At 72.9% G+C, this 14,680-nt stretch carries 16 protein-coding genes; 6 read left to right on the top strand and 10 right to left on the bottom strand.

Features of this window, described 5'->3' with window-relative positions; translation table 11 throughout:
* Window position 1 precedes the first annotated feature (1 nt).
* Together AB0I72_RS10725 and AB0I72_RS10730 are read left to right on the top strand one after the other, a co-directional pair.
* Window positions 2-766 carry an ABC transporter permease gene (locus AB0I72_RS10725; RefSeq protein ID WP_358565646.1) on the top strand — a complete coding sequence of 255 codons (765 nt, stop codon included), beginning with the start codon at window positions 2-4 and terminating at the stop codon, window positions 764-766.
* Between the two features lie 215 nt (window positions 767-981).
* Entirely contained in the window at window positions 982-2,406 is a 1,425-nt protein-coding gene (locus AB0I72_RS10730; protein WP_358565463.1) for an FAD-dependent oxidoreductase, read from the top strand.
* Between the two features lie 325 nt (window positions 2,407-2,731).
* Here the strand turns inward: AB0I72_RS10730 and AB0I72_RS10735 are convergent, their stop codons facing one another.
* The 8 genes from AB0I72_RS10735 to AB0I72_RS10770 form a co-directional block, all read right to left on the bottom strand.
* Entirely contained in the window at window positions 2,732-4,297 is a 1,566-nt protein-coding gene (locus tag AB0I72_RS10735) for a polyamine aminopropyltransferase (RefSeq protein WP_358565466.1), read from the bottom strand.
* Window positions 4,298-4,367: 70 nt separating this feature from the next.
* Entirely contained in the window at window positions 4,368-4,796 is a 429-nt protein-coding gene (locus AB0I72_RS10740; protein WP_358565469.1) for a DUF350 domain-containing protein, read from the bottom strand.
* Window positions 4,797-4,875: 79 nt separating this feature from the next.
* Window positions 4,876-5,193: a hypothetical protein gene (locus tag AB0I72_RS10745; RefSeq protein ID WP_358565472.1), complete on the bottom strand. Its 318-nt coding sequence runs from the start codon at window positions 5,191-5,193 to the stop codon at window positions 4,876-4,878.
* A 30-nt stretch (window positions 5,194-5,223) separates the two neighbouring features.
* Window positions 5,224-5,736, bottom strand: coding sequence for a DUF2617 family protein (locus tag AB0I72_RS10750; protein WP_358565475.1), 513 nt, complete (start codon window positions 5,734-5,736; stop codon window positions 5,224-5,226).
* A gap of 7 nt (window positions 5,737-5,743) precedes the next feature.
* Window positions 5,744-6,349, bottom strand: coding sequence for a DUF4178 domain-containing protein (locus AB0I72_RS10755; RefSeq protein ID WP_358565477.1), 606 nt, complete (start codon window positions 6,347-6,349; stop codon window positions 5,744-5,746).
* A gap of 164 nt (window positions 6,350-6,513) precedes the next feature.
* Window positions 6,514-7,374 (bottom strand): sulfurtransferase, encoded by an 861-nt coding sequence (locus AB0I72_RS10760; RefSeq protein WP_358565480.1) that lies wholly within the window; start codon window positions 7,372-7,374, stop codon window positions 6,514-6,516.
* Between the two features lie 120 nt (window positions 7,375-7,494).
* A complete protein-coding gene (locus AB0I72_RS10765) occupies window positions 7,495-7,938 on the bottom strand; it encodes a hypothetical protein (protein WP_358565483.1) in 444 nt (147 codons plus the stop codon).
* The gene (locus AB0I72_RS10770) at window positions 7,931-8,293 is read right to left on the bottom strand and encodes a hypothetical protein (RefSeq protein ID WP_358565649.1); all 363 of its coding nucleotides are present in this window, start codon (window positions 8,291-8,293) and stop codon (window positions 7,931-7,933) included. The genes AB0I72_RS10765 and AB0I72_RS10770 overlap by 8 nt, the downstream gene beginning before the upstream one ends.
* Window positions 8,294-8,599: 306 nt before the next feature.
* Between AB0I72_RS10770 and AB0I72_RS10775 the strand changes: the two genes are divergently transcribed.
* Together AB0I72_RS10775 and AB0I72_RS10780 are read left to right on the top strand one after the other, a co-directional pair.
* Window positions 8,600-9,427, top strand: a complete 828-nt coding sequence (locus tag AB0I72_RS10775) for a DUF4352 domain-containing protein (protein WP_358565486.1) — start codon at window positions 8,600-8,602, stop codon at window positions 9,425-9,427.
* 188 nt (window positions 9,428-9,615) lie between these two features.
* The gene (locus AB0I72_RS10780) at window positions 9,616-11,112 is read left to right on the top strand and encodes an NAD(P)H-hydrate dehydratase (protein WP_358565489.1); all 1,497 of its coding nucleotides are present in this window, start codon (window positions 9,616-9,618) and stop codon (window positions 11,110-11,112) included.
* Between the two features lie 2 nt (window positions 11,113-11,114).
* Here AB0I72_RS10780 and AB0I72_RS10785 read toward each other — a convergent pair whose 3' ends face one another.
* Together AB0I72_RS10785 and AB0I72_RS10790 are read right to left on the bottom strand one after the other, a co-directional pair.
* A complete protein-coding gene (locus tag AB0I72_RS10785) occupies window positions 11,115-11,600 on the bottom strand; it encodes an NUDIX domain-containing protein (RefSeq protein WP_358565492.1) in 486 nt (161 codons plus the stop codon).
* Window positions 11,597-12,277, bottom strand: a complete 681-nt coding sequence (locus AB0I72_RS10790; RefSeq protein ID WP_358565495.1) for a TetR/AcrR family transcriptional regulator — start codon at window positions 12,275-12,277, stop codon at window positions 11,597-11,599. Before AB0I72_RS10790 ends, AB0I72_RS10785 begins: the two co-directional genes overlap by 4 nt.
* 100 nt (window positions 12,278-12,377) lie before the next feature.
* Between AB0I72_RS10790 and AB0I72_RS10795 the strand changes: the two genes are divergently transcribed.
* Together AB0I72_RS10795 and AB0I72_RS10800 are read left to right on the top strand one after the other, a co-directional pair.
* The gene (locus AB0I72_RS10795) at window positions 12,378-13,340 is read left to right on the top strand and encodes a hypothetical protein (RefSeq protein ID WP_358565498.1); all 963 of its coding nucleotides are present in this window, start codon (window positions 12,378-12,380) and stop codon (window positions 13,338-13,340) included.
* Window positions 13,340-14,629, top strand: a complete 1,290-nt coding sequence (locus tag AB0I72_RS10800) for a methyltransferase (protein WP_358565501.1) — start codon at window positions 13,340-13,342, stop codon at window positions 14,627-14,629. Before AB0I72_RS10795 ends, AB0I72_RS10800 begins: the two co-directional genes overlap by 1 nt.
* Window positions 14,630-14,680 lie beyond the last annotated feature (51 nt).

Below are 14,680 nucleotides of genomic sequence, written 5' to 3' on the forward strand. Positions count from 1 at the left end.
GATCGACTGGGGACGCGTCTACACGATCGCGGCCCTGGCCTGGCTGTTCCTGCCGATCCTGTTCATGGCGGCGTTCAGCTTCAACGATCCGGCCGGGCGGCACAACGTCACCTGGCAGGGGTTCACGTTCCGCTGGTACGGGGACGCGCTGGCCTACCCGGACCTGAACCAGGCGATGTTCAACTCGGTGAGCATCGCGCTCCTGACGATGGTGATCTCCGGAGCGCTGGGCACCCTGCTCGGACTGGCGCTGGGCCGCTTCACCTTCCGGGGCAAGCAGCTCACCAACCTGGTGATGTTCTCCGCGATCAGCGCGCCCGAGGTGGTCATCGGCGCGGCCCTGCTGTCCACGTTCCTCATGATGAACGTGACCACGGGCTACTGGACCACGGTCGTGTCGCACGTGATGTTCTGCGTGTCCTTCGTGGCCATCACGGTGCGGGCGCGCGTCATCACGCTGGACCCGAGCCTGGAGGAGGCCGCCCGCGACCTGGGCGCCGGGCCGTTCACCACGTTCCGCCTGGTCACGCTGCCGATGCTGTTCCCGGCGGTGATGTCGGGCGGGCTGCTGGCCTTCGCGCTGTCCATCGACGACTACATCATCACCTCGTTCGTCAGCGGTGACGTGACGACCTTCCCGCTGTGGATCTGGGGCACCACCCGTGTGGGCATCCCGCCGCAGGTCAACGTGATGGGCACGCTGCTGTTCCTGGTCGGCGTGGCCCTGGCGGTGGTCAACGTCATCATGAGCCGACGCAGGCGGTGAGCGGGGCGGGCGCGCCCGCGGGACGCCCGCCCCAACCGAGGACCCCGCCGTGGTCGCACCCGGAGATCCCGGATCCCGGGTGTGTCGCACGTGCGGTCGGGGAGGTGATCCGGCACCATCCGTCCATGCCGGACCGCCTCTCCCTTCCCCAGACCGGGGACCCGTGCCCGCCGGCTGTCGGCGGACACGGTCATCGACAGACGGAGTGATAACGCATGGCCGACGGAGCGACCGCGCGAGCGGAGAGGGCGCTGGAGGGCGCTCGCCCGAAGGTCTTCTGGCTGGACCCGGAGATCGAGGGCCACGACGCGCCCGAGGCGGCGCCGTCCCTGACCGGTGACGTGCACGCCGACCTCGTCGTGGTCGGCGGCGGGTTCAGCGGACTGTGGACCGCGCTCGTCGCCAAGGAGCGCGACCCCGAGCGTGACGTGGTGCTGGTGGAGGCCAGAACCGCCGGATGGGCCGCCTCCGGGCGCAACGGCGGTTTCTGCGCGGCCAGCCTCACGCACGGGTACGACAACGGGGCCGAGCGCTGGCCCGAGGAGATCGCCGAGCTGGAACGGCAGGGCCGCGCCAACCTCGACGGGATCGAGGAGGCGGTTCGGCGGTACGGGATCGAGTGCGAGTTCGAGCGCACCGGGGAGATCCTCGCGGCGACCGCGCCGTGGCAGGCGGAGGGCTTCGAGGAGTCGGCGGCGGCCCTGCACGCGCTGGGCTACGAGGCCCAGGTGTGGGACGCCGAGCGGACGCGTCAGGAGGTGGACTCGCCCACCTACGTCGGCGCGCTGTACGAGCCCGACGCGGTCGCCATGATCCACCCGGCCAAGCTGGCCTGGGGTCTGCGGGCCGCGTGCCTGGAGTCGGGCGTGCGGATCTTCGAGAACACGCCGGTGCGCGCGATCCGGTCCACGCACTCCGGGCTGCGCCTGGAGACGAGCGGGGGAGCACTGCACGCCTCGAAGGTCGCCTGGGGCACGGGAGCCTTCCCGGGGCCGCTGCGCCGCCTGAAGCACTACCTCGCGCCGGTGTACGACTACGCGCTGATGACCGAGCCGCTGAGCGACGAGCAGATGGCGTCGATCGGGTGGAAGGGTCGCCAGGGCCTGAGCGACGCGTCGAACTTCTTCCACTACTACCGGCTGACCTCGGACAACCGGATCCTGTGGGGCGGGTACGACGTCGTCCACCACTACGGGGGCAAGGTGCGCCCGGAGTACGACCAGCGGCCGGAGACCTTCCAGAAGCTGGCGGAGCACTTCTTCGAGAACTTCCCGCAGCTGGAGGGCGTGCGGTTCACGCACACCTGGGGCGGGGTGATCGACACGTGCAGCCGGTTCTCCGGGTTCTTCGGCACGGCGTACCAGGGGCGGCTGGCCTACGCCGTGGGGTACACGGGCCTGGGCGTCGGGGCGACGCGCTTCGGCGCGCAGGTGATGCTCGACAGGCTGGACGGCCTGGACACCGAGCGCACGCGGCTGCGGATGGTGCGGGAGAAGCCGCTGCCGTTCCCGCCGGAGCCGGTGCGGTCGCTGGGGATCGGGCTGACGCTCCGGGCGACGGCCGCCGCCGACCGGAATGACGGCAGGAGGAACCTCTGGCTGCGGACCCTGGACGCGATGGGTCTGGGTTTCGACAGCTAGGACAGGTGTCCGGGCCCGGAGGAGTGAGGGCTTCCGGGGTCGGACGGGCGCGGCCCGGGTCGGTGATCGGCCCGGGCCGCGCCGTGTGTGCGCACGGTGCCCGGCGTCGTCTGACAGGGGAGGGTAAGGCCGGGTCAGGGTTGTCCCGGGCGGTACGCGGCGCGGCGTGGCGTTACCCCCGAATCACGCACCTTGGGGCACGATGGTGACGTCCGCCCGATCAGTTCCACCGCGTGGCCGCCCACCGGCCCGAGTTTCCAGGCCGCGCGGTGCCGGCGTTCGAGGGCCCGGAGCCCGCAGGGGTTCCGGGCACGGCGCCGCCTCGTCAGTACCCGCGCCAGGCGCCCTGGTGGTACTCGATCACGCTCGGCCGCATCAGGGTGGACGCCTCGACCCCGGGGTCGCGCCGGTCCCTCGGGAACACGAGCGCGGCGGCCATCAGGTCGTCGTCGAGGAAGCGCAGCGGCGGCGCGTCGTCGGGCAGGGCCGGGGCCGGTGCCTCACCCGTGGTGGCCAGGTAGAACCCCCAGTTCCCGAACGAGGGCACGTCCACGTTGTACGGGGTGGCCGCCAGCCCGGCCTCCTCCAGGGTGCGGCCCACGCTCCAGAACGCCTCCGGCGCGAAGAACGGGGAACCCGCCTGCACGACGAGCCGCCCGTCGTCGGGCAGGGCCTCGGCGATCAGCGCGTAGAACTCCGCGGAGTACAGCTTCGAGGTGCCGACGTCGTCCCCGTCCGGAAGGTCGGCGACCACCGCGTCGAACTCCCGCCCGTTCTCCTGGAGCCAGCGGAAGGCGTCGGTGTGCACCACCTCCACGCGCGGATCCTCGAACGAGTCCTCGTTGAGTCCGCTGATCACCGGGTCGGTCGACGCCAGTTCCACGACGGCGGGGTCGAGATCGACGACGGTCACCGAGGACACGTCGTCGTAGGCGAGGATCTCCCGCAGCGCCAGGCCGTCGCCGCCGCCCAGCACGAGCACGTCCTCGCGGGGGCCGTCCATCACCGGGTGGGTCAGCGACTCGTGGTAGCGGTACTCGTCCAGGGAGGAGAACTGGAGCGACCCGTTGAGGAACATCCGCACGTCCTCGCCGTCCAGCGACCGCGTGAGCACGATCTCCTGGTACTCCGACCGCTCGGCGTGCACGATCGGGTCGCGGTACAGGGCCTGGCGCGCGTCGATCTCGAACTGGTCGGCGTAGGCGAAGGCCAGTCCGAGCAGACCGAGGACCAGGATCAGCCCGCCGGTCAGCGCCGCGTACGCGCGCTTGCCCAGCTGGGAGCGGAACAGCCACAGCACGACCGCCACCCCCACCACGGCGTTGAGCGCGCCGACCGTGACCGAGCCCTTGGGCAGGCCGAGGAGGGGGAGCAGCAGGAACGGGAAGGCCAGACCGCCGATGAGACCGCCGACGTAGTCCGCCGCGAACAGGTCGGCGACCGCGTCGGAGGCGTCCTGCTTGCGGATCCGCTGGATGAGCGTCATCAGCAGCGGGATCTCCACACCGATCAGCGCGCCGATGACGAACGCGAGCAGGACCAGCGCGGGCTGGTAGGCGGAGAACCAGGCGAACGCCCCGTACAGCAGCAGGACCGACAGGCCGCCGACCAGCGACAGCAGCCCCTCCACGACCGCGAAGGACAGCGCCGGGTTGCCCTGGAGCCGCTTCGACAGCAGCGAGCCGACCCCCATGGCGAACACCATCACCGACAGCACCACGGAGGCCTGGGTGATGGTGTCGCCGAGCAGGTAGCTGCCGATCGCCACCAGCGCCAACTCGTACACCAGACCGCACGCGGCGCAGACGAACACCGCCGTCAGCACGAGGAACCGCGCCACGCGCGGCGGGACCGGCAGGCCGGTCGAGGAGCGGGTGGTGGTCTCGGTCACCGGAACATGCCTCACTCTGCGGGGTGGCCGACCGGAGTCCGGGGTCGGCCCGGGTGGTGGTTCTCGGTCCTCAGGTGAGGGCGGCCGCGATCACCAGGGCGATCGCCACGTGCGCGGTGGCGCTGACCCAGGTGGCCGGGTGCGGCTCGGCGCTGCTGATCATCCGGGCGATCTTGACCGGGGTGATGACGTCGATGAGGACGAAGGCCAGCGCCATGGCGGCGAGTCCGATCGCGCCGTAGACCGCGGTGGAGAGCAGACCGGCGCCCAGGCCCGCCTCGGACTCGCTGCTGAGGATCGCCGAGAACACGACGATGGCCGTGCCCAGCGTGTTGGCCGACACCAGCAGGACGGCGTTGGTGTTGCGCTCCTCCCAGATCAGCGTGTGCAGCTTCCCCGGGGTGAGCAGGTCGACGACGAGGTAGCCCACGATGAGGACGGCGACGCCGACGCCGCCGTAGGCGAGGGCGGACAGGGAGTTGAGGAGAAGGTCGTTCATGATCCTTGCCTGCGAGGTTGGGGGAAGGGGGTCGTTCGTCGGGGACGTGTGCCCTGACGTGCCCGAAGGGTACTCGTTCCTACTTGCCGAACCCGGAGCCGCCGCCGCGGAAGTCGCTGCCGCTTCCGCTGCTGTTCGAGCCGCTGCCGCTGCTGCCGCCGCCGCCGATTCCGCCGAAGAAGAAGAAACCGCCTCCGCCGGAGTGGGAGTCGCCCTCGCACTCGTCGTCGTCGTAGGTCGGGTCCAAGACGTAGTCGTCGTCGGGGCAGTAGTCGGTGGCGCCGCTGTTGCCGCACGCGCCGACAAGTACCAGGATCAGGACGATGACGCCGACGATCACGAGCACCGTGATCCACGTCTTCCTGGAGCTGTCGTCGCCGGACTTGTGGACGTCCATGGAGGGGATCTCCTCACGGATGGGGGATGGTCAGGGGGTGAGCGTGGTCGTCGTCGACACCAGTTCGCCGCTCTGGGGGTAGGCGTGCCAGGTCCTCCAGCTCAGCGGTGCCTCGGGGGTCAGGTGCAGTGCGGTCACGGCGAGCGGGTCGCCGGGGAAGGTGACGTACAGCCCGCCGGGGGAGTCGGCCACCTCGTCGCGGAGGAGGTCGATCCGGCGGGCCAGGTCGCCCGGGTCGAGTGTCTCGACGGTCGACGTGAACCGGTAGTCGCCGTGGCCCCACGAGGGCAGGTCGGCGATGCCGGGCAGCCCGCCGGTGACGTCGGGCAGGCAGGCGACCGTCTCGACGAGGGGGCCGGTCCCGTCACCGGAATCCCGCTCCACGACGACCTGGTGGGACGCGCCGAGGACCCGCAGCCGCACGCGCGGACCCGGCCGTTCGACGGTGCGGACGGCGAGGGCCTCGACCACGGGGTGGCTCAGGGTCCACACCAGGTCGTCCGCCCTGGTGTCGACGAAGGGCGTGCTGATGCTCGCGCGCACGTGCGGCTCAGCTCCCGGGGTAGATCGTGAAGCTGCCGGGGAGGATCTTCTGGCCGGTGGCGGCCTCCCAGCCACCGTGGTCGAACCGCTCGAAGGAGAGCAGCTGGCCGGTGTCGGACTCGTAGTCGGCGTAGTCCAGGCCGCCCTGGGCGCTCAGACCGGTGGTGCCCTCGGAGCGGTAGGAGCCGGTGCCCCTCTCCTCCAGGCGGTAGGTGACGCCCTCGAACTCCAGGGTCTTGGCGTGGGGGGTCAGTTCGGTGTCGGGGCGGGCGGTCCACAGGACCAGCTCCAGGTCGGGGTCCTCCTCGACGGACAGCCAACGCTTGCCGCCGTCGACCTCCAGGAAGTGCTCCGACCAGGTGTAGCCGCCCTCGGACAGACGCAGGGAGCCGCGGATCCAGGTGCGCTCGTGCCCCCAGTCGAGCATGTCGCCCGCCTTGAGCGCGCGGGGGTCGCCGGTGGTGTCGCCCTCGTTGGCGAACGGGTCTCGGGGCGGGGGCGGGGTCTGAGCCCTCACGTTCGTGTTCTTCTTCGCGCGGTTCGACACGATCACGACGCCGATCACGACGCCGACGACGAGCACGGCGAGCAGCAGCAGGAGTTCGGTGGCCAAGGTTCCTCGCTTCGCTGTGGCGGAGGTGACGGTCAACGGCGCCCGTGGGCGTCCCCCGTCTGACGCGCTCCACGGCCGCCCGGTTTCGTCCCTGTCCGGAAACGGCCAGGAAGAAGGCCGTCCGGAGGGGATCTCGCGGACGGCCAGGTTGTGACGTGGGAAGACTATCGGGACCCGTGGGGATCCCCGGTCTCGAGGGGCAGGCTCTCGTCGGCGCCCCAGCGGCTCCACGATCCGGGGTAGAGCCGCGTGTTGGCGTATCCGGCGTGCTCCAGCGCCAGGAGGTCGTGGCAGGCGGTGACACCGGAGCCGCAGTAGGCGGTGATGACGGCGGCGGAGTCGGCCCCGAGCGCGGCGAAGCGCTCACGGAGGACGTCGGGGCTGGACAGGAACCCGTCGCCGTCCAGGTTGGCGGGCCACTCGGCGCTGCGGGCGCCGGGCACGTGTCCGGCGCGGGCGTCGACGGGGGCGGGTTCCTCACCGGTGTAGCGGCCGTACACGCGGGCGTCCAGCAGCAGTCGCGCGGGGTCGCCGATCTCGGCGGAGACCGTCGGGGTGTGCACGACCCGGTCGGCGGGCCACGCCCGCGGGGTGCGGTGGACGGGCGCGCGGCGGGAGTCGCCCTTCTCCAGGTCGCCGGTCCACGTGCGCAGACCCCCGTCCAGGTACGCGGCGGGGGTGCCGAGGACGCGCAGCATCCACACGAGACGGGCGGCGACGGACCCGTTCGCGTCGTCGTAGACCACCACGGCGTCGTGGTCGCCGATGCCCAGGCGGCCGAGCGCGGCGGCGAAGTCGGTCGGCGAGGGGAGGGGGTGGCGGCCGCCCTCGGGGCTGGGCGGTTCGGCCAGGTCGGCGTCGACGTCGGTGAACACGGCGCCGGGCAGGTGCCCGGAGCGGTAGGCCTCGCGCCCGGAGCGGCCGTCGAGGTACCAGCGGGAGTCGACGACGACCACGTCGTCGAGGTGGTCGCGGAGCCAGTCGGCGGACACGGCCACGGGGAGGGTCAAGGGTTGGTCGGACATGGCCGCCAGCCTAGGACCCGCGGGGTCTCGACACACGGTCGCCTCGCGGGAAACGGGGTGGTGGGAGTCGGTCGGACGCCGGTGGGGGCGGCGGTCGGCCCGGCGGCGGTCGGAGCCGGGTCAGCCGCGGTCGGCGGCGAGCCGGTCGCGGTCCCTCCGGTGCACGCGCAGGATCCACCACAGGCCGAGGACCGGCAGGACCAGGGGGACGAAGCCGTAGCCCGAACCGAACCGGGACCACACGGTGTCGTCCGGCAGCAGACCGGGGACGAACACGCTGAGCGCGCCGACCAGGAGCACACCGGCCAGTTCGACGCCGCACGCGGCCAGCGCGACCGTGCGGGACGTGCGACCGGCGCGGGCCAGGCCGACGGCGGCGACCAGGTAGATCACCCCGGCGGCGACCGACAGCGCGTAGGCGAGCGGGGCCTCGTCGAACCTCGTGGCGAGCTGGTAGGAGCCGCGCGCCGTCGCGGCCAGGGCGAACACGGAGTACACCGCGACCAGCAGCCGCCCGGGGCCGGTGCGCAGTGTCCTGTCGGCGGGCGTCGCGGTGTCAGACAACGGGGTTCCAGAGCTGTTCGAGGCGGACCATGAGGACCGCGAGCACCAGGCAGGCGAAGGCGATGACGGCCGGGCCCCACTTGCTGCGCTCCATGAACCCCCAGACCGCGCAGGCGGGCGGTAGGAGGACCACGGTGGCCAGGTAGGACACGAACATGACCGTCTCGGCGGGGCGGTCGCCGCCGACCATGGCCACGGCGGAGACGACGGCCTGACCGATCACCAGGAGCCACAGGACACCCATGCCGATCAGGTGCGGGACCAGCATGGGCTGGTCACGGAAGGTCGAGACGAGGCACCAGCCGGCCATCGCCAGCGACGCCATCTGAATCGTCATGGTCAGCCAGTCGACCACGGCGCCTCCGCTCACACTCGCGTCCGGGCGTCCGCCCATGTCAGCGGTCCGCCGTCAACGACACAGCGTAGTACTCGCGCCGGACCGCCTCGGCCGACCCCCGGTAAGGGGCGGGGACGGCCGGGCGCGCTTTCGCCTTTCGCGCAGGTGGGGCACGTCGGTACGTGCCCGTGGGCCCACGGGAGGCCTGCGTTCGGCAGAGGCGTTGGGTAGGGTCCAGACGCACCCGTCCACGGGTCGCCACGCGGCACACGGCGCCCCTCCGCCGCCGCCCCCGGTTCCCCTTCCCCATCTCGGAGCGCGTCCATGTCCCACCCGCAGTACCCGTCGGACCCGCAGCAGCCGCACGGTCCCCACGACCACGAGTCCGCGCCGGGCGAGCCGCGGTTCGGGCCGCCGCCCGGGGACGCCCGGTACGGTGCGCCGCACCACGGGGACCCGTACGAGGGCGGGCAGCGGTACGGGGACCCGTACCAGACCGGGCGGCAGTACGGCGAGCCCGGATACGCGCCTCCGCCCCAGGGCGACCCGCAGTACGGCTACCAGCCGGGCGGCGCCCAGTACGGCCCGCCGCCCAGGCAGGGGATGTCCACCGGGGGGAAGGTCGCGCTGGCGGTCGGTGGCTCGGTGGGCCTCATCGTCATCGTCGGGCTGGTCATCGCGATCGTGGCGAACCTCGTCGGCGGCGGTGCGGCGGACCCCGAGTCCCCCGTCGCGCAGCCCTCCGCGCGGGAGGAGGCCCCGGCGGCGCAGGAGTCGGCGCCCGACCCGGCGGCCGAGGAGCCCGCGACGGACCAGGGCGTGACCATGACGGCGACCGACGCGGGCACGACGGGCGACATCCTGGACGAGTCCGCCGTCTACACGGTCGTGGACATCGAGATCGTCAACGACTCCGACGAGTCGATCGAGATCAACCCCATCTACTTCACCCTGACGCTCAGCGACGGGTCGTCCGTGAACGACTGGGCCGACGTGCTCTTCGCGGACATCGAGCCGATCATGGTGGGGTCGCTCGCGCCCGGTGACTCGACCTCGGGCCAGATCGCGGTCGTCGGCGAGGTCGAGGTCGTCCAGGTGGAACTGGGCGATCTGATCGGCGAGAGGGAGCCCGTCGTCGCCGAGGTGCGGTGACGGCGCTCGGCGCGGCCAGGGCGTGTTCCGCGGTGACCCCGCGACGCCGACCGCCGGTGGACGCGAGGGGTGTGGGTCGGGAGCGGTGATCAGGTGTGGCGGTGGAGGCACGCCCGGCCACGCGTAGGGCACGATGGTCACGATCCACCCGCCCCGAGGGCGGAGGCGTCCACACCAGGAGGTGCCCCGTGCGGTCCGCACACACCGTCAGCGCCGTCCGCGAGGCCGAGCGCGCGCTCATGGCCCGCCTGCCCGAGGGCGCGCTCATGCGCCGCGCCGCGACCGGGCTCGCGGTGGAGTGCGCCCGACTGCTGCCCCGCGTGTACGGATCGCGCGTGGTGCTGCTGGTCGGCAGCGGGGACAACGGCGGCGACGCCCTCTACGCGGGCGCCCTGCTGGCCGCGCGCGGAGCCGCCGTGTACGGCATGCTCGCCGGGCCGCGCGCCCACGAGGGGGGACTGGCGGCCCTGCGCGCGGCGGGGGGTCGGGTCCGCACCTTCCTCGGCGACCCGAGCGACGGCGGGGAGCTGTTCGACGCCGACCTCATCATCGACGGGATGCTGGGGATCGGCGGGCGCGGCGGACTCCGCGAGCCCTACGGGACGCTCGCCGTGCTCGCCGAGAACGCGCCCGCGCCCGTCGTCGCCGTCGACCTGCCCAGCGGGGTGGACGCCGACACCGGCGAGGTGCCCGGACACGCCGTGCGCGCCGACGTCACCGTCACCTTCGGCGTCCTCAAACCCGGACTCTGCGTCGACCCCGGCGCCGACCGGGCCGGTCGGGTGCACCTGGTGGACATCGGCCTCACCCCGGAACTGGGCGGCCCCGACCTGATCCGTCCACAGGCTGTGGACATCGCCGCGCTCCTGCCGAAACCGGGCACGGAGTCCGACAAGTACCGCCGTGGCCTGCTCGCCGTCCGTGCGGGCTCCGACCACTACCGGGGCGCCGCCGTCCTCACCGTCGGAGGGGCGCTGCGCACGGGCGTCGGCATGGTCCGCTACGGGGGCGCGAGCGCCGCCGTCGACCAGGTGCTCGCCCGTTGGCCGGAGACGGTCGCCGTCGACCTCGACCCCCAGGGCAGCACCAGGCTCGGCCCCGGGCGTGTCTCCGCCCTGGTCATCGGGCCGGGTCGGGGAACCCACCCGGCCAACGCCGACGAACTCCACGCGGTTCTGGACAGCGACTGCCCCCTGCTGGTCGACGCCGACGCCCTCACCCTGCTCAGCGGCGACGGGGGAACGTCGCTCGCCCAGACCCTGCGGGAGCGCACCGCGCACACCCTGCTGACCCCGCACTCCGGTGAACTCGCCCGCCTCCTGCCCGGTGCCGACCGGTCCGACATCGAGGCCCGCCGTCTGGAGCACGTGCGCCGGGTCGCCGACGAGTTCGACTGCACGGTCCTGCTCAAGGGGTCGACCACCGTCATCGCGCAGCCGGGCCTGCCCGCCGCGGCCAACCCGACGGGCACGCCGCTGCTGGCCACGGCCGGGTCCGGCGACGTGCTGGCGGGGGCGATCGGCGCGCTGCTCGCCAGCGGACTGCCCGCGTACGAGGCCGCCATGTGCGGCGCCTACCTGCACGGACGGGCCGCGGTGCTGGCGCGCGGCGGGGCGCCGGTCAGCGCGACGGATCTGCTGGACGGCCTGCCGTTGGCGGTCGCCGAGGCGCGCGGGACCGGCTGACGTCAGTCGGTGCGCGCGGCGTCCAGGCCGCGCTGGACGATGTCGGTGATGAAGTAGTCGCCCGGGTCGCGCTCGTCGCGCAGCACGTGGACGGTCGAGTCGTCCACCCACAGGAACTCGGTGTGCTTGCCCGGCTCCAGCCGGGGCGCGGAGAGGTCGCCCTCGACCCGCACGAGGTAGTCGACCTCGCGGCGGGTGACGCCGTCGCCGGGGTCCCAGTCGAGGGAGAACAGTTCGGCGAGCACCCCGGTCAGGCGCCAGCCGGTCTCCTCCTCCACCTCGCGGGCCAGCCCCTCCACCATGGTCTCGCCCCGCTCGACGTGGCCGCCGACGATGTCCCAGCAGTGCGGGAAAACCTTGCGGGTGGGGGACCGGCGCTGCGCGAACACCCGGCCCGAGGGGTCCGCGATCACCGCGCCCGCCACCCACGTCCGCCCGTCGGACGTGTCCGGGAACTCGACCCCGGGCGCCACCTCGATGTCGTTCACGCGTCCTCCTCGGCGTCCTCGGTGTTCTCGGCGAAGCCTACGTCGCCACCGCGCCCGCCGCGTCGGGGCAGCCGGAGCGTGAGCAGCTTGGCGCGCGGGGCCAGCTGCGTGGCCAGGTCGAACACCGCCTCGGTGCGGGAGTGGTCCTCGTCCAGCACCGAGAACAGGTTCACCCCCAGGTAGAAGGTGATCGCCCCGTAGGCGACCTCGCGCGCGGGCACCAGCCTGGCCAGGGGCGACCCGCCGAGCACCCGCTCCCACTCCTGCTCGATGAAGGCGATCCACGGCTCGGCGCGCTCCTTGATCTCCCGGCGCAGCTCCGGCTTGGTCACGGCGGCCGCCACCAGCTCGGAGAACTCGGCGATGTAGCCGCGCTCCAGGTCGGTCCGGTAGATCCGGGTCGCCGCCGCCACGAGCTCCTCCAGGGTGCGGGCGCCGGCGGTCAGCTCGCGGTACATCGCCAGGCGTTCGGCGCTCGACCGGTCGAGGGCGGCCAGGAGCAGCTGGTCGACGCCGCCGAAGTGGTAGAAGACCAGCGCCGAGTTGGCCTCCGCGCGCGTCGCGATCGCCCGCGCCGACGCTCCCGCGTACCCCTCCTCCCGCAGGACCTCGCCGGCCGCGGCCAGGAGCCGCTCCTTGGTCTCCTCGCTCGATCTGCGTCCGCCGCCCTTGGCCATGACCCTCCTTGTGTTCGGGGACGGGTTCATCATACGGTTTAATCATCTGATTAAAGCACTTGGTTTAATCGCGTGTCCGACAGATGGAGTGTGCGTCGTGGTGTCCGAACCCCCTGAACCCCCGGCACGGCGCCGGATCAGCCGTGAGCGCTGGATCCTCGTCGGGGCCGTCGCCGCGATCTTCGCCGCCTTCACCTCCCTGCGCGTCACGAGCTGGGGCGGCCTGGACCAGACCGCGTTCCTCTACGTCGGCCTCCCGGCGCTGATCGCCCTGGCCGTCGCGTTCTACGCCAAGCCGCGAACCGCGGTCGGGCTGGGCCTGGTCGTCACCACCCTGGCGCTGGCCTTGTCGGGTCCCCTGCTGGGCGAGGGCCTGGTGTGCCTGCTGATCGCGGCCCCGCTGATGCTGGGGATCGTCGCACTGGTGATCACGATCTTCCGCGCCATCGCCCGAGGCGGGCGCGGCTCCCAGCAGGCCCTGCTCGCGGTCCCGCTGCTCTTCGTCCTGGCGCTGGAGGGCGTCGGCGGGACCGCCATCCTGCCGAGGGCCGACCAGGGGACGGGTTCGGCGTGGACGGACGTGCGCCCGCAGCGGGTCGCCGAGGCGCTGGCCGCGCCGCCCGAGTACGCGGAGCCCGACGCCCTCCTCCTGCGCGCGGTCCCCTTCCCCCTGCCCGTCGAGGCGGTCGGGGAGGGGTTGGCCGTCGGTGACACGCGCACCGTCCACTTCACCCCCGGACAGTCGCTGGGAATCGGCGCCGAGCCCGTCCCCCGGCACATGGAGCTGGAGATCACCGAGAGCGAGATCCGACCCGACGGCGGGCGCGTCGTGTTCACGGTGGTCGAGGACACCACGCTCGCCCGCTGGATGGACGTGCACCGGGCGGAGGCGCGGTGGTCGGCGGAGGGAGGCGGCACGAGGATCACCTGGACCATGGACTTCGACCGCACCTACGAACCGTCCTGGTACTTCGGCCCGCTCCAGTCCCACACCGTCGACCTGGCCGCCGCGTACCTCGCGGACACCTTCGCCTCCGCCGCGCCCGGGGAGGAGGACCGCTGATGACCGCCGATCTCCCCGCGAGCCTCGTGCGCGGCCTGGGCCTGGCGTTCCCCGCCCTGGCGCTCGTCGGACTGTGCCTGTGGCGCGCGCCCCGACAGCGCGAGACCGCCGCGATGATCGTGGCCAGCGCCTGGGCCGTGCTGACCCTCGTGCCGCTCAACCTGTACGCGCTGCACACGGGATGGTGGACCTTCCACGCCGAGGGCGCGGTGTGGTGGGGGATGCCCGTGGACCTCATGCTCGCCTGGGTCCTGCTGTGGGGAGCGCTCCCCGCCCTCCTGCTGCGCCTGCTCCCGGTGCCGCTGCTCTCCTTCGTGCTGGTCTGGGCCGACGTCGTCCTCATGCCCCTGGCCGAGCCCGTCGTCGTCCTGGACGACCGGTGGATGGTCGGCGAGATCGTCGGGGCCACCGTGTGCCTCATCCCCGCGCTGCTGCTCGCCTACTGGACGAGGGAGGGCCAGTGGGTCCACGCCCGGATGTGGGCCCAGGCCACCCTCGCGGGCGGGCTCCTGATGGGCGGGCCGCTCGTGGCCCTGGGGCGGGACATGACGGCGGCGGAGGCCTTCACGGCCGTGCAGCTCCTCTTCGTCGTGGGGCTGCCCGCGCTGGCCGCCGCCCGGGAGTTCGCACGGGTCGGAGGGGGCACGCCGCTGCCCTACGACCCGCCGAGCCGCCTGGTCACCAGCGGGCCGTACGCGTTCGTGCGCAACCCGATGCAGACCTCGACGGCCCTCCTCTACGTCCTCCTCGCCCTGCTGCTGCGGGAACCGCTGCTCCTGCTCCTGGCCGTCGCGACCGTGGTCTACGCGGTCGGGTTGGCCGAGTGGCACGAGGGCGCGCAGCTGCGTGAGCGCTTCGGGGAGGACTGGACCGCCTACCGGTCGCGGGTGCGGCCCTGGCTGCCCCGGTGGCGCCCCTGGCCGGGGCGCACGCGGGGTGTGCTCCACGTCGACGCGAACTGCGCGCTGTGCCTGACCCTCGCCCGCTGGTTCACCGCCCGCGCGCCGATCGCGCTCGACATCCGTCCCGCCGCCGAGCACCCCGAGGTGCTGTACCGCCTCACCTACGAGACGCCGGACGGGCAGCGGTGGAGCGGCATCGCCGCGCTGGCCAGGGGGATGGAGCACCTCAACCTCGGCTGGGCGCTGCTGGGGTGGACGATCGACCTGCCCGGTCTCCGGCACCTCGTCCAGCTGTGCGGGGACGCCCTCGGCGTGGGGCCGCGCCCCGCCCGCACGCCCCACCCGGCCGAGGCGTCGCCCGCCGCCCGTGCGGCGCGTCCCGCCTGAGCGTTGTGGGCGGGACGGACCGGCGCACGGGGTGTCGCGACGGCGCCTCCC

It is taken from the genome of Nocardiopsis sp. NPDC049922 (assembly GCF_040660275.1).
Taxonomy (GTDB): domain Bacteria; phylum Actinomycetota; class Actinomycetes; order Streptosporangiales; family Streptosporangiaceae; genus Nocardiopsis.